We start from the raw sequence: 19,408 nt of genomic DNA, 5'->3' as shown, positions 1-19,408 counted from the left end.
CGGCCACTATAAAGCGCCGGCGCATATTTTTCACCCCGTGCGCCTGTTTCATTGGATGAGTAACTCGCAGGAGCCCGGCTTGCCGGCGAAAGCAGTCTTGTAGGAGCCAGGCTTGCCGGCGAAGGCGGCCGTGTAGGAGCCAGGCTTGCCGGCGAAGGCGACCTCAAGTACGCCTTCGCCGGCAAGCCTGGCTCCTACGAAGATCGCGACTGTTTGGGCATCCCGCCAGACGATCAGAACAGGTACGATACCCGCCTGATTTTCCAGTCTTGCTATCGGAGTTGCCCATGAGCGCCGTCAATCGCGCAGCGGTGGAAGCCGTCCTTCGCCAATACACCGACCCATACCTGAACCAGGACCCGGTCAGCGCCGGGTGCGTGCGCAGCATCGACATCCAGGGCGATCGCGTCAGCATCCGGCTGGAGTTGGGTTATGCCGCCGGCTTGTTCAAGAGTGGCTGGGCACAGATGCTGCAAATGGCCATCGAAGGCCTGGAGGGCGTGACCAGCGCCCGTGTCGAGATCACCAGCGTAATCGCCGCGCACAAGGCCCAGGCACAGATTCCCGGCCTGGCAAACGTCAAGAATGTCGTGGCCGTGGCGTCGGGCAAGGGCGGTGTGGGCAAATCCACCACCGCCGCCAACCTGGCCCTGGCACTGGCCCGCGAAGGCGCCAAGGTCGGGATTCTCGACGCGGACATCTACGGTCCGAGCCAGGGCATCATGTTCGGTATCCCCGAAGGCACCCGACCACAGGTCAAGGATCAGAAATGGTTCGTGCCGATCGAATCCCATGGCGTCGAAGTGATGTCCATGGCGTTTTTGACCGACGACAACACGCCGATGGTCTGGCGCGGGCCGATGGTTTCCGGTGCGTTGTTGCAACTGGTCACTCAAACGGCCTGGGGCGACCTGGATTACCTGGTCATCGACATGCCCCCTGGCACCGGCGACATTCAACTAACCCTGGCGCAGAAAGTCCCGGTGGCCGGTGCGGTGATCGTGACCACGCCGCAGGACCTGGCATTGCTGGACGCGCGCAAGGGTGTGGAGATGTTCCGCAAGGTCAACATCCCGGTGCTGGGCGTGGTGGAAAACATGGCCGTGCACATCTGCTCCAACTGCGGACATGCCGAGCATCTGTTCGGTGAGGGCGGAGGTGTGAAGCTGGCCAGCCAGTACGGCGTCGAACTGTTGGCCTCGTTGCCACTGTCGATGGTTATCCGCGAGCAGGCCGATGGCGGCAAGCCAACGGTGGTCGCCGAGCCGGACAGCCAGATTGCGATGGTGTACCAGGAACTGGCCCGCCATGTCGGCGCGCGGATTGTGCTGCAGGAAGCAGTGACGCCGGCGATGCCCAATATCACCATCAGCGACGATTAACGACCTGTAATACGATTAAATGTGGGAGCGGGCTTGCTCGCGAATGCGGAGTGTCATTCAACAGATCAGTTGACTGATTTACCGCTTTCGCGAGCAAGTCGAATCGTCGCACCGCCGCTCCCACATTGGTTCTTGGGTGCCCTTTAGATCCGCAACCCGCCATCCATTTCCAGAATCCGACCGGTGTAATAGTCGTTCTCGAAAATGTAGGCCGCTGAATGGGCGATCTCTTCCGGCTTGCCCATGCGCTTGAGCGGGATCCCGGACGTCATTTTCTCCAACGCTTCCGGCTTCATGCCCAGGGTCATCTCGGTTTCGATAAAACCCGGTGCAATGCCCGCCACGCGAATGCCGAAGCGCGCCAGTTCCTTGGCCCAGGTGACAGTCGCAGCCACCACCCCGGCCTTGGCGGCGGAGTAGTTGCTCTGGCCGATGTTGCCGGCACGGGAGATCGACGAAATATTGATGATCGTGCCGCTATTCTTCAGCTCGATCATTTTCGCCGCGACTTCCCGGGTGCACAGGAACACACCGGTCAGGTTGACGTCGATGACCGCCTGCCATTGGGCCAGGCTCATCCTGGTCATCTCGCCGTCCTTGACCTTGACCAACAGACCGTCGCGCAGGATCCCGGCGTTGTTGACCAGGCCATGGATCGCGCCAAAATCGTCGGCCACGCGGGCGACCATGTGCGTCACTTGCTCTTCATTGGCGACGTTGCACAAGTAGGCGCGGGCTTCGACGCCCTTGTCCAGGCACGCGGCGACGGTGTCGTCGAGTTTTTCCTGGTTCAGGTCCACCAGCGCCAGCTTCGCGCCAAGGCCAGCGAAATACTCGGCCATGGACCGGCCTAAGCCCTGGCAACCGCCCGTGATAATGATTACTTTGTCAGTGAGTTGCATTCGCATGCCCCCAATAGCAGATCAGAATGGTGTTCTTCTAAAGAGTCTCTCGATCTGCACCTGACACGGCTTGGTTGCACATGAGAACTGCCCCGATAGAGTAGTTGAACATATCCCAAATATCTGTCCGTTTTTTTGACGGATTCATTACAAGGAGTCATAAATTGAGCGTTGAAGCGGCCAAGAACGCCCGAGAATTGCTTCTCAAGGAATACCGTGGAGTGCTCTCGACGCATTCCAAGGCGATGCCCGGTTTCCCGTTCGGCTCTGTGGTTCCGTATTGCCTGGACGAACAGGGCCGACCGCTGATCCTGATCAGCCGCATCGCCCAGCACACGCATAACCTGCAGAAAGATCCAAAATGCTCACTGTTCGTGGGCGAGCGCGGGGCCGAGGACGTGCAAGCCGTCGGTCGCCTGACCTACCTCGCTGAAGCGGAAAAGCTTGAGGACGAGGCCGCCATCGAAGCGGCGGCTGTCCGTTACTACCGCTATTTCCCGGATTCGCAGAGCTACCACAAGGCCCACGATTTCGATTTCTGGGTGCTCAAGCCGGTGCGCCATCGTTACATCGGCGGTTTCGGCGCTATTCACTGGGTCGACCAGTTGACCCTGGCCAACCCGTTCGCCGGCAAGACCGAGGTGAGCATGATCGAGCACATGAATGCCGATCACGCCAAGGCCATCGCCCATTACGTCGAACTGGCCGGCCTGCCCAGGACCGAACCGGCGCAACTGGCGGGTATCGACACCGAAGGCATGCACCTGCGTATCGGCCAGGGACTGTACTGGCTGCCGTTCCAGGCACCATGTAATACGCCGACACAAGTCCGGGAAGCCTTGGTTTTCCTGGCTCACGCCGAGCATTGGCCGAAAAATGCAGCGGCCGACGCTTGAATTCACGAAACGGCGACGTCATCTAGGGAAGACTGGCAAGGCATTCTTGCGTTGAGGAACCATTTGATGCGCCCTTTTTTATTGCTCTTTGTACTGTTTCCGGTGTTGGAGCTGTTCGTATTCGTCAAGGTGAGCGGGGCGATCGGGTTTTTCCCGGCCCTGCTGCTGGTCATTCTCGGCTCGATGTTCGGCGTATTCGTGCTGCGTATCGCCGGTCTGGCCACGGCACTGCGTGCTCGTGAAAGCCTGAACCGCGGCGAGCTGCCGGCCCAGACCATGCTCGAAGGCTTGATGCTGGCCCTGGCCGGCGGTCTGTTGATCCTGCCGGGCTTCGTCACTGACGTGCTGGGTTTGATCATGCTGCTGCCGATCTCACGCCGGTTGCTGGCCAATAAGATGCGTCAACGTGCCGAGGAACAGGCGATACGCCAGCGTGCGTTCGCCGATGACCTGCAACCCCGTGGCGGTCCGGCTCCGCGTCAGCCTCTGGGGCGCGAACCGGACGTGATCGAAGGCGAGTTCGAACACCGCGATCCCAAGTAATCGTTTCAGCACACGGCACCTTCGGGTGCCGTGTTCATTTTCGGGCAATCAACGTGAAAAATTTTTGACCCCCGCCCTTGTAATAGGCTTGTACGCCCTTATGTAACTGTCACCGCAAGGTTTCTGGCAATTGCGCCAGACAGACTTCCGCGGTTCGCTTGCCGAACCGCACCCGGCTTCGCCGGATTTGTTAAACCCGCCGGGACTACACCGGCCGATGAAAACCACAATTAGGGAGATCGACAATGAAGCTTCGTCCTCTGCATGACCGCGTCGTCGTCCGTCGCAGCGAAGAAGAAAAGAAAACCGCTGGCGGTATCGTCCTGCCAGGTTCGGCTGCCGAAAAGCCAAACCAGGGCGAAGTCCTCGCCGTAGGCCCGGGCAAAGCACTGGAAAACGGTGAAGTGCGCGCGCTGGCCGTGAAAGTGGGTGACAAGGTTGTGTTCGGCCCGTACTCCGGCAGCAACACCGTGAAAGTCGACGGCGAAGACCTGCTGGTCATCGGCGAGAGCGAAATCCTCGCTGTTATCGAAGGCTGAATCCCCGCTCATTTTCCCGCTACTACAAAGTATTTAAGGAATATCGATCATGGCTGCTAAAGAAGTTAAATTCGGCGATTCCGCCCGCAAGAAAATGCTCGCCGGTGTCAACGTCCTGGCTGACGCAGTAAAAGCGACCCTGGGCCCTAAAGGCCGTAACGTGATCATCGAGAAGAGCTTCGGCGCTCCGACCATCACCAAGGACGGCGTGTCCGTTGCCAAAGAAATCGAGCTGAAAGACCGCTTCGAAAACATGGGCGCGCAGCTGGTCAAAGACGTTGCCTCCCGTGCCAACGATGACGCAGGCGACGGCACCACCACCGCTACCGTTCTGGCTCAATCGATCGTCAACGAAGGCCTGAAAGCCGTCGCTGCCGGCATGAACCCGATGGACCTCAAGCGCGGTATCGACAAAGCGACCATCGCGATCGTCAAAGAGCTCAAAGCCCTGTCCAAGCCTTGCGCTGACACCAAGGCCATCGCTCAGGTCGGCACCATCTCGGCCAACTCCGACACCTCCATCGGCGACATCATTGCCGAAGCCATGGAAAAAGTCGGTAAAGAAGGCGTGATCACCGTTGAAGAAGGCTCGGGCCTGGAAAACGAACTGTCGGTCGTTGAAGGCATGCAGTTCGACCGTGGCTACCTGTCCCCGTACTTCGTCAACAAGCCAGAGACCATGACTGCCGAGCTGGACGGTCCGCTGATCCTGCTGGTCGACAAAAAGATCTCGAACATCCGCGAAATGCTGCCAGTGCTGGAAGCCGTTGCCAAAGCCGGCCGTCCACTGCTGATCGTGGCCGAAGACGTTGAAGGCGAAGCCCTGGCGACTCTGGTTGTGAACAACATGCGTGGCATCGTCAAAGTCGCAGCCGTCAAGGCTCCAGGCTTCGGCGACCGTCGCAAGGCCATGCTGCAGGACATCGCTGTCCTGACTGGCGGTACCGTGATCTCCGAAGAGATCGGTCTGAGCCTGGAAAGCACTACCCTGGAACACCTGGGTAATGCCAAGCGCGTGATCCTGTCCAAAGAAAACACCACCGTGATCGACGGTGCCGGCGTTGAGGCTGACATCCAGGCTCGCGTTCTGCAGATCCGTCAGCAAGTGGCCGACACTTCGTCCGACTACGACCGTGAAAAACTGCAAGAGCGCCTGGCCAAGCTGTCCGGCGGCGTTGCAGTGATCAAGGTTGGCGCCGGTTCCGAAGTTGAAATGAAAGAGAAGAAAGCCCGCGTTGAAGACGCCCTGCACGCTACCCGTGCAGCCGTTGAAGAAGGCGTGGTACCTGGCGGCGGCGTGGCACTGGTTCGCGCTCTGCAGGCTATCTCCGAGCTCAAAGGCGACAACGATGACCAGAACGTTGGCATCCAGTTGCTGCGTCGCGCTGTTGAAGCGCCACTGCGCCAGATCGTTGCCAACTCCGGCGACGAGCCAAGCGTAGTTGTCGACAAGGTCAAGCAGGGTTCGGGTAACTACGGTTACAACGCTGCCACCGGCGAATACGGCGACATGATCGAAATGGGTATCCTGGACCCGGCTAAAGTGACTCGTTCGGCTCTGCAAGCGGCTTCGTCGATTGCCAGCCTGATGATCACCACCGAAGCCATGATCGCCGAGATCAAGGAAGACGGCCCAGCTGGCGGCGGCATGCCAGACATGGGCGGTATGGGCGGTATGGGCGGCATGATGTAAGCCAGCCTTACCCCGTACATGAAAACCCCGCCTGCGAAAGCAGGCGGGGTTTTTTATCGCCTGAATTTTGATAGTCACACCGGTCCAATGTGGGAGCGGGCTTGCTCGCGAAAGCGGTAGACCAGTCAACCGATGTGTTGAATGACACACCGCTTTCGCGAGCAAGCCCGCTCCCACATTTTTGATCTGTGTTTCAGGCTCCGACCGGTTCTGCCTTGGTAACCCGTTTAACGTTCACCGCCGGTCGATACAGGATGTAGTAGTAAGACCCCAGACAAATCAACCAGCAAAAAATCGCCGTCCACACGTTGTGCGAAAAAAAATGCGCCCCCTGCATCATCCGGCCAATGGAAAACACCGAGCCCAAGGTGAAGGCGAAGACAAACGCCATGCGCGCCAGGCGCGGGCGCCTGTCACGCAGCACAAAGAACAGCGCAAACAGCGTAAAACCGGTCGCCGCATGACCGCCAGGCCAGCAACGCCCGGGTTTGTCGGTTGGCGGGCGGGGGCTGAGCAGCTCGCTGTAGGTTTCATGGCCGCCGAATTGTTCAAGGCTCCACGGGCATTGCACCGCGGTCAGCGCCTTGACTGGCGTGACAAACGAGGTGGCCAGCGCCAGGGACAACACCAGGCAGCCCAATTCCCGCTTGATCGGCTTGAGTCGGTCCATGAAAAAAGACCCGGCGAAGCCGAGGATGGCCAACACCGAAAACCCGATGACCACTTGCTTGGCCCGGTCATGCAGGATGTTCTCGAGGAAGTCACTATGTCGGCCGATAAAATCACCCGCGACCGGGTCATAGAACAGCCTGGCCAGGTTCATGTCCAGGGCAGTCAGTTCAAGCAGTACCAGAATGATCGCCGCGAGGGCGGGAACGCCCAGGCACACCCGAAAATCGAGAGGGCGCGAGGCGGGGCGGACAGTGGTCGACACCATGGCAATTCCTTGATCGGTTGAATGTTCTGCAGAGCGCTACCGCGCCGAGTCTGAGCCTGATCCTGTCGTCAGCCTGTGAACCGATAGTGAAAAAGTCGTTCAGCCCGCAACAGGGCCGTGGCCAGGATTTGCACCTGCACGCAGTTCTGGCCCTGCGCCTCGCTTGGCCTTAAGCTGCGCGGGCCAAGACGGCCGTTACTGTGTACGCAGGAGGTTCCCATGAGAATTCTATTGGTTGAAGACAACCGCGATATCCTGGCCAATCTGGCCGATTACCTGGGGCTCAAGGGCTATACCGTGGATTGCGCACAGGACGGTTTGTCAGGCCTGCACCTGGCGGCCACCGAGCATTACGACTTGATCGTGCTCGACATCATGCTGCCCGGCATCGACGGCTACACCCTGTGCAAGCGCCTGCGCGAAGACGCCCGCCGCGACACACCGGTGATCATGCTCACCGCTCGCGATCAACTGGACGACCGCCTGCAAGGCTTCAAGTCCGGTGCCGATGATTACCTGATCAAACCCTTTGCCCTGTCTGAACTGGCGGCGCGCATCGACGCGGTCATGCGTCGGGCCCAGGGTGGAGGTCGCCGCACCCTGCAAGTCGGCGATCTGAGCTACGACCTCGATACCCTGGAAGTCACCCGCGCAGGCCGCTTGCTGAAACTCAACCCGGTGGGCCTTAAGTTGCTGGCGGTGCTGATGCAGAAAAGTCCTCACGTACTGCGCCGGGAAATTCTCGAAGAGGCGCTGTGGGGCGACGACTGCCCGGACAGCGACAGCCTGCGCAGCCATGTCCACCAATTGCGCCAGGTGATCGACAAGCCGTTCGCCAAGCCCTTGCTGCAAACCGTGCACGGTGTGGGCTATCGCCTGGCCGAGGGCCGTGATGGAGTTTAGACAGAGCCTTGCGCAACGGATCATCATCGCCTTTGCGCTGATGAGCGCATTGGTGGCAGGGGCCTTCGCCATGGGCATTGTGGCGACCGTGCACCTGGTGGAAGAGAAACTGATTTCGGCAGGCCTGGGCGGCGATCTGCAACGCCTGCTGCTGATGGACAGTATGTCGGACTGGCGCCATCGCCCGGAGCCGGACCAGCTGTTCTATTTCAGTGGTGGGCCGGGCGACTTCGAATTGCCCAAGGATTTGCGCCACCTGGATCCTGGTTTTCACGAAGTGTTTCGCGAGCAGCTGTCGTACCACGCGATGGTCGAAGTCGTCGACGGCCGGCGTTACGTGCTATTGCAGGACCAGAGCGATTTCGAGGAGCGCGAGCGGGTGCTGTTTGCCGTGGTACTGGTGGGTTTCGTGCTGAGCCTGGCGTTGGCGGTGTTTCTCGGCTGGGTACTGGCGCGCAAGGTCATGGCGCCGGTGGTGCGGCTGGCCCGTCAAGTCCGTCACCGGGACCAATTGTTGGGGCTGGCGCCACCGCTGGCACCGGATTACGCCGCCGATGAAGTCGGGGAACTGGCCGTCGCCTTCGACGCTACCTTGGGGCGCTTGCGCCAGGCGTTGAGCCGCGAGCGCTTGTTCACCAGTGACGTCAGCCACGAACTGCGCACGCCGTTGATGGTGCTGGCCAGTTCCTGTGAGTTGTTGCTGGAAAATCCCGGTATCGATCAACGGGGTCGTGCTCAGGTCGAGCGAATCGCCCGAGCCTGCGAAGAGATGCGTGAGCTGGTGCAAACCTTCCTGATGCTGGCGCGCGCACAACGTGACGACGCCAGCATCGCGCCGCAGCAAACCCTGAAGCAGGTGGCCGACGGACTGCTCCATCTCTGGCGCGAGCCGATCGAGGCCAAGGGGCTGAGCCTGATCTTCGAAGCGGGGGCCCCGGCAACCACCTGCTACAACGCCACCCTTCTGCAAGCGGTCATGGGCAACCTGCTGCGTAACGCACTGCATTACACCGAACAGGGGTTCATCCGTTTGACCCTGACGACCACCGGTTTCGTGGTCGAAGACAGCGGCGTCGGCATTCCCGAGGAAAAGCGCGAGGCGATGTTCCAGCCATTCGTGCGGGGCAGCGAGAAGCGCGGCGAGGGCCTGGGACTGGGTCTGTCGCTGGTGCAGCGGATTTGCGAAAACCAGGGTTGGAACGTCTGCCTGACGAACATGGAACCCCACGGCTGCCGTTTTCAGGTGGAATTAAGCCAGAGCGATACTTGATCAGGCATTTCCTGGGTGGCCCAGAGCCATTAATGTCCTCTTGTAAAGTCTGGAAATAATTCGTCATTTGATATGACGAATTTTTCACAAAGGTATGACTTGACGCCGACACGGCGCGGCCTATCGTGAGTCCATCAGCTGTTTTGGAGACCTGATGATGGACGGCCCTATCAAACTTGATTTTTCTGAAAAGTACGACGATCAACACGCTCAACAGTACTTGCGCAAGCATCACGATGGCTTCGCTCGTCGCTTGTCCCATCGACGTGACGAGCAACTGGCGCGACAGGCGCTCAAACTGGTGGGTGAGCCGGGGCTGGTCCTCGATTTACCCTGTGGCGCGGGGCGTTTCTGGCCATTGCTGGCGGAAAAAGCCAATCGCGCCATCATCGGCGCCGACAACTCCGAGTCGATGATCAAGATTGCCCTGCAGGCGCAACCTGCCGCCGTGGTGAAGCGGGTACAACCCTTGCAGACTTCTGCTTTCGACATCGCCTTGCCCGATAACGCCGTCGACAGCATTTTCTGCATGCGTTTACTCCACCACATCGGTGAAGCCGAGCACCGATTGGCCATCCTGCGTGAATTCGAGCGCGTCACCCGTGACAGCGTGATTCTTTCATTGTGGGTGGACGGCAACTTCAAGGCGTGGAAACGCAAGCGGCTTGAGGGGACCCGTGGACAGGTGAGTTACCAAAATCGTTTTGTGTTACCGGCTGCTACGGTCGAAAAGGAATTCGAGCAGGCGGGTTTCCGTATCCAGCAACGACTGGATTTTTTACCGCTCTATGCCATGTGGCGAGTTTACGTATTACGCAAGAGGTAACAGATGGCAGTGCAAGGTACAGCAGAATCGGAAATCGCTCCCCCGGAGCGCTTCGACTACTTCTGGAATCTGCGCGGCGAATGGGTAGAAGAGCCCAACGTCCGGCGCGGTGGAGAAAGTGGTGTGCAGCGCGTTCGGGGCAGCGATGGAAAGCTGCTCTACACTAAACGACAGACCGGGCATATCTATCGCAGCTGGCTGCATCCGTTCGGTCGCCCGACGGTATTGCGCGAACGTGATGCGCTCGTCGGTCTGAGGCTGATCGACGTGCGCGTTCCGGACATTGTTTTCTGCGATGCGCAACGCGATCCCGTGCACAAATGGCGTGCCCTGCTGGTGACCAGGTCGCTGGACGGCTTTGAGGAACTCGAACATTGGTATGCCGGCGGCGGTCGCGAGCGTCTCGGTGAAGCGGTGCACGATCGCGTGCTCAAGGATCTGGCGGACAATCTGGCCCGCATGCACAGGGCGCGTTGGCAGCACAGTTGCCTCTACATCAAACACGTTTTCGTGCGTGTTACCGGTGAGGGTGAAGCGGCCAGGGTCGAGGTTGCCTTGATCGACCTGGAGAAGTGCCGGCAGCGGTTGACCGCCCGTCACGCCGCTGTCCATGACATGAAGCAATTGCGCCGCCACTCGTCGTTCAGCACCACGGACTGGCAAAAACTCATCTACTTTTATGAGAAGGCGTTTGGCAGCGCTATCAAAGGTTTATAGCAATGAAACTCGAAATTGCACGAGGTTTGTTCCTGGTAGGAGCCTTGGCAGTTGCGTCACTGGCGCTGGCTGTTTGGGAGCAGCCTCGCCCGCAAGTCCTCAGTTCGATGAACGGGGACGCACGTTGTCCAATGCCACGGGTTGCGAAGGCCGCCGTGGCCACCCAACCCGATCGTGATTTATTGCTGCTCATGTTCGGACTTTCTCAAGGACTGAGGCCGCAGAGTTGAACAGATTGAAGCCCAAATAAAAGGCCTCGCAAATGCGAGGCTTTTTATTTTGCGAACGACTCGATTCTTGCACTTGCACTTACCCCTGTGGGAGCGGGCTTGCTCGCGAATGCGGTTTATCCTTCAGCATTGATGTTGAATGACACACCGCATTCGCGAGCAAGCCCGCTCCCACAGGGGTTATGTGTGTTCTTCAGGTTTGTCGGGTTTTGCCAGCAATGTGTACACGCACGGCAACACAAACAGCGTGAACAATGTCCCGATCGACATCCCCGTAGCGATCACCATGCCGATGTCGAACCGGCTGACCGCGCCCGCACCGGTGGCGATGATCAACGGCACCATGCCGAACACCATGGCTGCGGTAGTCATCAGCACCGGACGCAGGCGAATGGCCGCGGCTTCCTCCACGGCCTCGCGAGGAGTCAGGCCTTTGTCCTTGCGCAACTGATTGGCAAACTCGACGATCAGGATCCCGTGTTTGCTGATCAACCCGATCAATGTCACCAGGCCCACCTGGGTGTAGATGTTCATGCTCGACCAGCCCAGGAACAACGGAATCAACGCGCCGCAGATCGACAGCGGCACGGTGACCAGAATCACCAGCGGATCGCGGAAGCTTTCGAACTGGGCGGCCAGTACCAGGAAAATGATCGCCAGTGCCAGGGCGAAGGTGACCCACAACGCACTGCCTTCCTGGACGTATTGCCGTGAGGCGCCGGCGTAGTCGAAGGCATAACCCAGCGGTGCCTCTTCCCGGGCGATCTGGCGCACGGTGTCGATGGCCTCGCCCATGCTGACCAGTGGCACCCCGGAAAGAATGGCCGAGTTGAGTTGCTGGAACTGGTTCAGTTGCCGTGGACGCGCCCGGTCTGTCACGGTGATCAGGGTCGACAGGGCCAGTAGTTCGCCCTGGGTATTCTTGACGTAATAGTTGTTCAGCCAGTCGGGGTTATCCCGGAAAGGCCGCTCGACCTGCGCGATGACTTTGTAGCTGCGACCTTCGATGGTGAAGCGGTTGATCTCCGCTTCACCCAGCAACGTCGCCAGGGTGCCGCCCAGATTCTGCATGGACACGCCCATCTGCGCGGCTTTGGCGCGATCGATATCCACCACCACTTCGGGCTTGTCGAAGGCCAGGTCGAGGTCGACAAAGGCGAACTTGCCCGATTCCAGCGCACGCTTTTTCACCCGGTCGGTCACTTGCAGCAGCGACTCGTAGTCGTTGGCGGAGTTGATGACGAACTGAAACGGCAAGCCCTCGCCAGTACCCGGCAGGGAGGGCAGGTTGAAGCCGAAAATCTGTAGCCCGGGAATGCTCTCCAGTTTGCTCTGGACCTCGGGCAGGATCTGCATTTGCGTGCGGCTGCGCTCGTTCCACGGCTTGAGCAGGAAGCCGCCGATGCCCGATTGCACGCCGTTGAAGCCATTGATCTGGAACGAGGAGTAGTACTCGGGAAACGCCTTGAAGATCGTGATGAATTCGTCGGTGTAGGCGCTCAGGTAGTCGAGGTTGGTCGGTTGCGGGGCATTGGCCATCATGAAGATAATGCCCTGATCCTCATCCGGTGCCAGTTCCGACTTGGTGAACTTGAGCAGTACCGGGATCAGGCACAGTACGATCACCGCAAACACCAGCACCACCGGCCGGGTGTTAAGCGTGCCGTGCAGCAGGCGCTGGTAACGGCGCTTGAGCCCTTCGAAAATCAGGTCCAGGCGATGGGCCAGGCCGCTGGGGTTTTCATCGTGGCGCAGCAAGAAGGCGCACATCATCGGCGACAAGGTCAGGGCGACGACTCCCGAGATCACCACCGCCCCGGCCAGGGTCAGGGCGAACTCCTTGAACAGCGCCCCGGTCAGCCCCGTCAGGAAGCCGATCGGCGCATACACCGCGGCCAGGGTGATGGTCATCGAGACCACCGGCATGGCGATTTCCCGGGCGCCTTCGATGGCCGCATCCAGCGGCGTCTTGCCTTCTTCGATGTGTCGGTGGATGTTTTCCACCACGACGATGGCGTCGTCCACCACCAGGCCGATGGCTAAAACCATTGCCAGCAGGGTCAGCAGGTTGATCGAGTAACCCATCATCTGCATGAAGAACATCACGCCGATCATCGACAGCGGGATGGTGACCACCGGGATCACCACCGAACGCAGCGCACCGAGGAACAGGAACACCACCACAATCACGATCAGCACCGCTTCGAACAGGGTTTTCACCACTTCGTCGATCGAGGCCTGGATGAACAACGTGGCGTCGTAGGCGATTTCACCCTTGAGGTTCGGTGGCAGCTGGGCTTCCAGGTCCGGCATGATCTTGCGCACTTCCTTGATCACATCCAGCGGGTTGGCGCCGGGCGTGGCCTTGATGCCGATGTACACCGAAGGGGTGCCGCCGAAGGAACTGATGGAGTCGTAGTTTTCCGCACCCATTTCCACCCGCGCGACATCCCTGAGCAGGACGCGACTGTCGCCATCGATCTTGAGCGGAATCGCGGCAAAGGCTTCGGCGGATTTGAGCTCGGTGTTGGCGTTGATGCTGGTGACCACGTACTCGCCTTTCACTTCGCCGGCAGCGGAGAGGAAGTTGTACTGGCGCACGGCGTCGGTGACGTCGCCGGCGCTCAGGCCGAAACCCGCCAGTTTCAACGGGTCCAGCCACAGGCGCATGGCGAATACCTGGTTGCCGAGAATTTCCGCTTCGGCCATGCCTGGCAAGGTCGCCAGTTTTGGCTGGATGACCCGCGACAGGTAATCGGTAATCTGCGGGTTGCTCAGCTCCTTGCTGAAGAAGCTGATGTACATCAGCGCCGAGGCGTCGGCGGCTTCCTTGCTCAGTACCGGGTCTTCGGCATCCTGGGGCAGCTGGTTCTTCACTTCGTTGGCCTTGGCCAGCAGCTCGGTGAACAAGCGGTCGCTGTTGGCGCCGATGCGTGCGTAGATCGAGATCACCGAGAAGTTCTGGCGACTGACCGAGGTCATATAGTCGATGCCCTCGGCGCTGGCCAGACTCTGTTGCATCGGTTGGGTGATGTAGCCCTGGATGGTCTCGGCGTTGGCCCCGGGGTAAGCCGTGGTCACCGTGATCAGGGCGTTTTCCATTTGCGGATACTGGCGCAGCGGCAGCTTGCTCCAGGCCTGAAAGCCCAGCAGCACAATCAACAGGCTGACCACGGTGGCGAGCACCGGGCGGCGGATGAACGGGTCGGTAAAAGCCATGGGGAGTCCTTGATCAATCCGCGTGCGGCGGACTGTTCTTCTCGGCTAAAGTCTTGTCGTCGCTGATGGCAATGTGCGCACCGTTGTCCAGCTTGATCTGGCCGGCCGTGACCACTTGTTCGCCGCTCTGCACACCCTTGGTGATCATCACCTGCCCATCGCGGCGCTCGCCGGTTTCGATGAAACGCCGTTCGGCGATCAGGATCGGTTGGTCCTTGTCGTCTTTTTCCAGGCTGCCGTCTTCCGCTTTTTTCTGCGCGACGACGTAAAGGGAATTGCCGTAAAGGGTGTAGGTGATCGCACTTTCCGGCACGACGATGCGCGGCTGCGGATCGGGCAACATCACCTGCAGGCTGGCGAACATTCCCGGCAGCAACTTTCCGTCGGAATTGGCCAGGGTCGCGCGGACCTGGACGTTGCGCGTGCTGTTTTCGACTTTCGGGTTGATTGCAGTGATGGTGCCGGGGAAGGTTTCCGTCGGATAGGCCGAGGCAATGACTTGCACCGGCTGCCCGATGGCAATTTTCGGCACTGACTGCTCGGGCACGAAGAAGTCGACATAGAGACTGCTCAGGTCTTGCAGGGTGGCAATCATGGTGCCGCTGGCCACGTAGTCGCCGACGTCCACCTGGCGAATGCCGATGGTGCCACTGAACGGCGCCAGGATGCTTTTTTTGCCGAGCGCGGCCTTGAGCTGATTGACCGTGGCCCTGCTCTTTTTCAACACCGCCGAGAGTCGGTCGAATTCGCCTTTGGAAATGGCCTGGCTGCCCACCAGTTGACTGCCGCGGCTGTAATCCAGCTGGGCCAGCCCGAGGTCGGCCAGGGCGGTTTCGAGCAGGGCGCTTTCCACGGCGCTGTCCAGCCGGACGATGGGCTGTCCGGCCTTGACCTTCTGCCCTGACTCGAACTGCACATCGATGACGGTACCGTCGGTCTCCAGGCTCAGGTCCACGCCTTGCAGGGCCTTGAGCGTGCCAACGGTCGGCAGGCGGGCTTGCCACGGCTGTTCGGTGGCGGTGGCCACGGCGACGCTGATCGCCGGTTTCGGCGCAGCAAAGCCCTGAATCATCGTATAGATGGAGAAGGCTTTGTAACCGGCCAGCACCAGCACGATCAGCAAAACAACACCCAACATGATCAACATGCGGCGACGCAGCATATTTCCACTTCCTTGGAGAAAATCAGGGCATACAGTCCGGCACATTACTCCGAGTGTGGCAGTGAATCCAACTGCCACTTTTTACAGGCACGCACAAAACCAGTAGGAGCGAAGCTTGCTCGCGAAAGCGGTATTTCAAGGCACATCAATTTTGGATGTACCGCCGCCTTCGCGAGCAAGCTTCGCTCCTACAAGAATGGGTCGTTCAGATGAGATGCAGATGGTTGTCCCAGAGCCCCGCTGGCAGGTCGAGGGGTTTTGCAACAAGGTTTGTCTGGCGGCAATCGTAGTACCGGCACCGTCCCTGACCCGAGGTCACGACAAACCCGTTGGCCACCGCACCGACCCCGGCGCAATCGGGGAGCGGCGCATCCAGGCGCACCTCGCCGCTGTCCAGGTCCCAGATGAAAAAGCGATTGCCCCGTGGCGCGGTCAAGGCGACCAGCCGCAGTTCGCTATGCACCGCAACACTGGCGGTATAGTGCCCCATGGCCTGCAATTGATGCTCAGGCACGGGGAAGGCCACGAACGGCTGCCCCGGCCGTTTGATCGCCAATAGTTCCGACGACTCATGGGACGGCCCCATGAATTGCTGGCCGGCGACAATGGTGCCGTCGCTGGCGATCCCCAGGTGGCGCACGCTGTTCATTGGCTGGGCGAGGGTTTCCTTGCTCAGCAGGGTGCCATCGCGTTGCATCAGGACCAGGCTCGGTTGCATGGCGTCGAGGTTCATCTCGACCCGGCTTTCGGCCTCGGTACGAATGCCGCCGTTGGCCACCACCAGGGTTTCGCCATCGGGCATCCACGACACCTGATGCGGGCCGATGCCATGGGTAGACATCTCGCCGCTGTGCACCAGTCGTTCACCTTCGAACCTGTACACGCCGAGCAAGCCACGACCTGGATCGGAGGTGTCGTTCTCGGTGGCGTACAGCCAGTCGCCGCTCTGGTGAATCACCGCGTGACCGTAGAAGTGCCGGTTCGGCTGCGAAACCACGGTTTGCAGCAGCGTGCCGTCGCGCAGGTCGATCAGGTAGCTCTCGGTGCCCGGACGGCGGGCGACGAACACTGCAATCGGCAGCGTCGGGTGGTTGATGATGTCGTGGCAGCGCTGGCCGACCTGGGTGGCAAACACCCGGGTACCGTCCAGCCGATAACCGACGGCATAGTGTTTGCCGTCGCCATCGTCCCGCGCGGAAAGCAGCAACGGACTTTTGTCCTTCTGCTTGAACAGCGTCCAGCCGCCCAGTGTCACCGCACCCAGCAGCAAACTACCTAACGTCAAAGCCTGGCGTCGCAGCATGGCACTCGCCCTCATCAGTCACCGTCGTTGGCGTTGAAGCCCAGTTGGATGCCCAGCGCCTTGGCCAGTTCGCCTTCGTGCAGGCGGTGGACGACGTTGAGGCTGTCGTAGATATCGTTGAGTTGCTGGCGACCGGCATCGTCATTGAGCATTTCAGTCAGCGAGCGCTGGTTGCTGGCGAACAGTTTCAGTGAGGCAGCGTAAGCGGCGTCGATCTTGTCGGCCAAGGGTTTGTGCTCGCTCGGCAACAGGCCGCGCAGGCCTTTGTTGTCGACGCCATCCCATACCGTTTTGGCGGCGGCCAAGCTGGCTTCGAGTCCGCTCAGGGAGGACTGGCTGCGCCATGCATCGGCCTGGAACGGTTGCGGCACACCCTTGCTCTGGCGGCCCATCGGCGTGCCGAGCTTTTTCTTCAGACTGTCGAGGGCGGTGACTTGCACCCGCAGCAAATCGGCGATGGCTTCGTGGGAATCGGCGTAGCGCGGGTTCGGGAACTTGCTCATCTGCGCGAGCATGCCATCGGTGTTGTTCCAGCCTTTGAGAATATCTTCGGCCAGTTGTTTCTGACGCTCGCCAATCGCAATCAGCAGTGGGCAGTACTTGGCTTTCTGTGCGTCGTTGGCTACGTCTGGCTTGCTGTCGAACAGGATATATTCGTAAGCCGAAAGGCCCTGGACCACGACGCTGGACTTGACCAGGGCGGCGGCATCGATCTGCGGCTGGGCACTGACCAGTTGCTCGACCTGACGGCCGACCAGGTTTTTCTTGTCTGGCCAGAACTGCACTTGCCAGGCGCGATTGCCTTCGGCCAGCGGCCCGATCAGCAGCGGTTGCAGTTCGGCCCAGGCTTTTTGCGCATGCAGGAAGTCGGCGCGGGCGGTGTCGAGGTCTTCCTTGCCTTCGCAGTAGGCCAGCGCACTGACGGCCAGTTGGCGGTCGGCTTCAACCCAGCGGGTGTAGGTTGGCAGAATCACCGACTTGGCAATGGCCGCCGAGGTGACGGCCTGCGGGTCCTGAGGCGAACAGGCGCCCAGGGCTAGCGCGGCAAGGCTGGTGAACAACAATTTGGGACGGAACATGTCGGGCTCCCGCTTATGGAATGGGTGTCAAAGGGAATTCAGAAACGCCAGCAACGCAGCGCGCTGGCCGGCATTGAAAGACAAAACCTGTTGCTGCGCCGCTTGTGCTTCGCCGCCATGCCAGAGCACGGCTTCGAGCAGGTTGCGGGCGCGGCCGTCATGCAAGAATTGGGTGTGGCCACTGACCGCTTGCGTCAAGCCGATACCCCACAGCGGCGGAGTGCGCCAGTCGCGGCCACCCGCCTGGAATTCGCTGCGGTTGTCCGCCAGGCCCTCGCCCATGTCATGCAGCAGCAGATCGCTGTACGGGCGAATCACTTGATTGGCCAGTTCAGGTTCTGCGGCGTTGGCGGCGGTGGTGTACTTGGGTGTGTGGCAGGACTGGCAGCCCGCCTGGAAAAACAGATTCTTGCCGGCCAGCACTTCAGGCGTGCCGACATCGCGGCGCGCCGGTACGGCGAGGTTTCGGCTGTAGAACAGCACCAGGCGCAGAATGTTGTCGCTGACTTCCGGCTCGCCATCCGGACCATTACCGTTGGGCGCCTGCTGACAAGCGCTTTGTGCGTCGGTGCAGTCATCGACAGGGCGCAGGCGGGTGGTGAGGCCCATGTCGCCGGAAAACGCGTGCACATTCTGCTGGTTGAGGTTCGGTTGCCCGGCCTTCCAGCCAAAGCGCCCGAGGACGGTTTTCTGCTGCGCGTCATCCCAGACCCGGTTCGGCCGCCCGGCAATGCCATTTTTTTCGCGGGCCTGAGCCTCGGCATTGGCCAGGATCGCCGCCTCCGGAATCGCTTCGAGCAAACCCAGGCCAATCATCGGCGGCGCCACCCTGGCCGAGAACCGGGTATCGGGATGCATCGGTCCGTAGCCGAGCTGAGTGATCTGCAACGTCGGTTTGCGCAATTGGACTTCGGTGCCGTCCTTGAAGCGAATCGGCAGCGGCATGTAATCGACCCGCACCTTGCCTTCCGGGACGATGCCGGGCACGGCCATGTCCTGGAATTGCCCACCGTAGACCGGCTCCGGGACGACACCGAGCTGCTCGATGACCTTGGCGTAGGCCGGCGTATCGGGAATCGACAGGCGCACCAGCATTGACACGGCATTGGGCGCGTCAGGCGCGGGCGGATGACCGCGGCCGTCCTTGATGTGGCAGTTCTGGCAGGCGTTGGTGTTGAACAAGGGGCCGAGGCCATCCCGGGCGGTGGTGGTCGACGGGGCGATCACCCACGGGTTGCGAAAGAAGCTGTTGCCGACGCTGAAGTCCACGCGCCGAGAGGGCGACAGGTTGGCGGAGGGCAGGGAGAATGAATTCTGATCGGTCTTGCGCACGGTCGCGCTGCCACCGGACCGGGCTTCACCGGGTTCGGCTTCGGTAAAACGCGGGGCGTCATCGCAGGCACTCAGGCCCAGGGCCAGCAACAGTGCGGACAAGCGAAGAAGCAGCGAGGGCATCAGACATCCTGCAAGACGAGCAAAACAAGGGCGCAAAGTCTAACAGGGCAGGGGGGATTGAATAAGAGGAATTATCGTTTGGTTGATGTGGCGCAGGGTTTATCTGGAAGCCGCGATCTCCTGTGGGAGCGGGCTTGCTCGCGAAAGCGCCGTCACATTCAACATTATTGATGACTGACAAACCGCTTTCGCGAGCAAGCCCGCTCCCACATTTTGATCTGCGATCGGGCTAACAAAAAAAGGCGACCCGAAGGTCGCCTTTTGTTCAGACAGCGTTGATCAGAACTCGTGATCGGCATTGTCCGGGTTCAGGTCGCTGATGCCCAGTTTGCCGGCAGCCGCTTCGATCGAG

Annotated in this window: 17 protein-coding genes; 10 read left to right on the top strand and 7 right to left on the bottom strand. The window is 60.2% G+C overall.

Annotation, left to right across the window (positions count from 1 at the left end; translation table 11 throughout):
* The first annotated feature begins 287 nt into the window (after positions 1 to 287).
* Positions 288 to 1,382 (top strand): iron-sulfur cluster carrier protein ApbC, encoded by a 1,095-nt coding sequence (gene apbC, locus F8N80_RS19685; RefSeq protein ID WP_150784523.1) that lies wholly within the window; start codon positions 288 to 290, stop codon positions 1,380 to 1,382.
* A 143-nt stretch (positions 1,383 to 1,525) separates the two neighbouring features.
* Here apbC and F8N80_RS19680 read toward each other — a convergent pair whose 3' ends face one another.
* Positions 1,526 to 2,284 (bottom strand): SDR family oxidoreductase, encoded by a 759-nt coding sequence (locus tag F8N80_RS19680; protein ID WP_150745081.1) that lies wholly within the window; start codon positions 2,282 to 2,284, stop codon positions 1,526 to 1,528.
* 164 nt (positions 2,285 to 2,448) lie between these two features.
* Here F8N80_RS19680 and F8N80_RS19675 point away from each other — a divergent pair, with 164 nt between their 5' ends.
* From F8N80_RS19675 to groL, 4 genes are all read left to right on the top strand, one after another.
* Entirely contained in the window at positions 2,449 to 3,180 is a 732-nt protein-coding gene (locus F8N80_RS19675; protein WP_150745082.1) for a HugZ family pyridoxamine 5'-phosphate oxidase, read from the top strand.
* Between the two features lie 66 nt (positions 3,181 to 3,246).
* Positions 3,247 to 3,723: an FxsA family protein gene (locus F8N80_RS19670; protein WP_128872612.1), complete on the top strand. Its 477-nt coding sequence runs from the start codon at positions 3,247 to 3,249 to the stop codon at positions 3,721 to 3,723.
* A gap of 245 nt (positions 3,724 to 3,968) precedes the next feature.
* Positions 3,969 to 4,262, top strand: coding sequence for a co-chaperone GroES (locus F8N80_RS19665; protein WP_008155545.1), 294 nt, complete (start codon positions 3,969 to 3,971; stop codon positions 4,260 to 4,262).
* Positions 4,263 to 4,311: 49 nt separating this feature from the next.
* Positions 4,312 to 5,955 carry a chaperonin GroEL gene (gene groL / locus F8N80_RS19660; RefSeq protein WP_071553595.1) on the top strand — a complete coding sequence of 548 codons (1,644 nt, stop codon included), beginning with the start codon at positions 4,312 to 4,314 and terminating at the stop codon, positions 5,953 to 5,955.
* A 193-nt stretch (positions 5,956 to 6,148) separates the two neighbouring features.
* Here the strand turns inward: groL and F8N80_RS19650 are convergent, their stop codons facing one another.
* Positions 6,149 to 6,892: a phosphatase PAP2 family protein gene (locus tag F8N80_RS19650; RefSeq protein ID WP_150784522.1), complete on the bottom strand. Its 744-nt coding sequence runs from the start codon at positions 6,890 to 6,892 to the stop codon at positions 6,149 to 6,151.
* 219 nt (positions 6,893 to 7,111) lie between these two features.
* Here F8N80_RS19650 and colR point away from each other — a divergent pair, with 219 nt between their 5' ends.
* From colR to F8N80_RS19625, 5 genes are all read left to right on the top strand, one after another.
* On the top strand, positions 7,112 to 7,795 hold the full coding sequence (gene colR, locus F8N80_RS19645; protein ID WP_150745084.1) for a two-component system response regulator ColR: 684 nt from the start codon (positions 7,112 to 7,114) through the stop codon (positions 7,793 to 7,795).
* Positions 7,785 to 9,065: a sensor histidine kinase gene (locus tag F8N80_RS19640; RefSeq protein WP_150745085.1), complete on the top strand. Its 1,281-nt coding sequence runs from the start codon at positions 7,785 to 7,787 to the stop codon at positions 9,063 to 9,065. The genes colR and F8N80_RS19640 overlap by 11 nt, the downstream gene beginning before the upstream one ends.
* A 157-nt stretch (positions 9,066 to 9,222) precedes the next feature.
* Entirely contained in the window at positions 9,223 to 9,891 is a 669-nt protein-coding gene (locus F8N80_RS19635) for a class I SAM-dependent methyltransferase (protein ID WP_150745098.1), read from the top strand.
* 3 nt (positions 9,892 to 9,894) lie between these two features.
* Positions 9,895 to 10,608 (top strand): lipopolysaccharide kinase InaA family protein, encoded by a 714-nt coding sequence (locus F8N80_RS19630; protein ID WP_150784521.1) that lies wholly within the window; start codon positions 9,895 to 9,897, stop codon positions 10,606 to 10,608.
* Positions 10,609 to 10,610: 2 nt separating this feature from the next.
* Positions 10,611 to 10,838 (top strand): hypothetical protein, encoded by a 228-nt coding sequence (locus F8N80_RS19625; protein WP_150784520.1) that lies wholly within the window; start codon positions 10,611 to 10,613, stop codon positions 10,836 to 10,838.
* A 180-nt stretch (positions 10,839 to 11,018) separates the two neighbouring features.
* Here the strand turns inward: F8N80_RS19625 and F8N80_RS19620 are convergent, their stop codons facing one another.
* The 5 genes from F8N80_RS19620 to F8N80_RS19600 form a co-directional block, all read right to left on the bottom strand.
* Positions 11,019 to 14,057, bottom strand: coding sequence for a multidrug efflux RND transporter permease subunit (locus F8N80_RS19620; protein WP_150784519.1), 3,039 nt, complete (start codon positions 14,055 to 14,057; stop codon positions 11,019 to 11,021).
* A 13-nt stretch (positions 14,058 to 14,070) separates the two neighbouring features.
* Positions 14,071 to 15,219 carry an efflux RND transporter periplasmic adaptor subunit gene (locus F8N80_RS19615; RefSeq protein WP_150784518.1) on the bottom strand — a complete coding sequence of 383 codons (1,149 nt, stop codon included), beginning with the start codon at positions 15,217 to 15,219 and terminating at the stop codon, positions 14,071 to 14,073.
* A gap of 205 nt (positions 15,220 to 15,424) precedes the next feature.
* Positions 15,425 to 16,522, bottom strand: coding sequence for a DUF1513 domain-containing protein (locus tag F8N80_RS19610; protein WP_150745090.1), 1,098 nt, complete (start codon positions 16,520 to 16,522; stop codon positions 15,425 to 15,427).
* 14 nt (positions 16,523 to 16,536) lie between these two features.
* Entirely contained in the window at positions 16,537 to 17,601 is a 1,065-nt protein-coding gene (locus tag F8N80_RS19605; protein WP_150745091.1) for an imelysin family protein, read from the bottom strand.
* Positions 17,602 to 17,628: 27 nt separating this feature from the next.
* Positions 17,629 to 19,056: a di-heme oxidoreductase family protein gene (locus tag F8N80_RS19600; RefSeq protein WP_150745092.1), complete on the bottom strand. Its 1,428-nt coding sequence runs from the start codon at positions 19,054 to 19,056 to the stop codon at positions 17,629 to 17,631.
* Between the last annotated feature and the right edge of the window lie 352 nt (positions 19,057 to 19,408).

Origin of the sequence: Pseudomonas fluorescens (assembly GCF_902497995.1) — a bacterium.
In the GTDB taxonomy this organism is placed as follows: domain Bacteria; phylum Pseudomonadota; class Gammaproteobacteria; order Pseudomonadales; family Pseudomonadaceae; genus Aquipseudomonas; species Aquipseudomonas fluorescens_BK.
This window is presented reverse-complemented; position numbering and strand designations above follow the sequence as displayed.

Coding starts and splice junctions, on each gene's coding strand:
- F8N80_RS19665 (WP_008155545.1), top strand. CDS start 3,969: ATGAAGCTTCGTCCTCTGCATGACCGCGTCGTCGTCCGTCGCAGCGAA.
- F8N80_RS19650 (WP_150784522.1), bottom strand. CDS start 6,892: ATGGTGTCGACCACTGTCCGCCCCGCCTCGCGCCCTCTCGATTTTCGG.
- F8N80_RS19610 (WP_150745090.1), bottom strand. CDS start 16,522: ATGCTGCGACGCCAGGCTTTGACGTTAGGTAGTTTGCTGCTGGGTGCG.
- F8N80_RS19615 (WP_150784518.1), bottom strand. CDS start 15,219: ATGCTGCGTCGCCGCATGTTGATCATGTTGGGTGTTGTTTTGCTGATC.
- F8N80_RS19605 (WP_150745091.1), bottom strand. CDS start 17,601: ATGTTCCGTCCCAAATTGTTGTTCACCAGCCTTGCCGCGCTAGCCCTG.
- colR (WP_150745084.1), top strand. CDS start 7,112: ATGAGAATTCTATTGGTTGAAGACAACCGCGATATCCTGGCCAATCTG.
- F8N80_RS19630 (WP_150784521.1), top strand. CDS start 9,895: ATGGCAGTGCAAGGTACAGCAGAATCGGAAATCGCTCCCCCGGAGCGC.
- F8N80_RS19625 (WP_150784520.1), top strand. CDS start 10,611: ATGAAACTCGAAATTGCACGAGGTTTGTTCCTGGTAGGAGCCTTGGCA.
- F8N80_RS19670 (WP_128872612.1), top strand. CDS start 3,247: ATGCGCCCTTTTTTATTGCTCTTTGTACTGTTTCCGGTGTTGGAGCTG.
- apbC (WP_150784523.1), top strand. CDS start 288: ATGAGCGCCGTCAATCGCGCAGCGGTGGAAGCCGTCCTTCGCCAATAC.
- F8N80_RS19635 (WP_150745098.1), top strand. CDS start 9,223: ATGGACGGCCCTATCAAACTTGATTTTTCTGAAAAGTACGACGATCAA.
- F8N80_RS19600 (WP_150745092.1), bottom strand. CDS start 19,056: ATGCCCTCGCTGCTTCTTCGCTTGTCCGCACTGTTGCTGGCCCTGGGC.
- F8N80_RS19640 (WP_150745085.1), top strand. CDS start 7,785: ATGGAGTTTAGACAGAGCCTTGCGCAACGGATCATCATCGCCTTTGCG.
- groL (WP_071553595.1), top strand. CDS start 4,312: ATGGCTGCTAAAGAAGTTAAATTCGGCGATTCCGCCCGCAAGAAAATG.
- F8N80_RS19680 (WP_150745081.1), bottom strand. CDS start 2,284: ATGCAACTCACTGACAAAGTAATCATTATCACGGGCGGTTGCCAGGGC.
- F8N80_RS19620 (WP_150784519.1), bottom strand. CDS start 14,057: ATGGCTTTTACCGACCCGTTCATCCGCCGCCCGGTGCTCGCCACCGTG.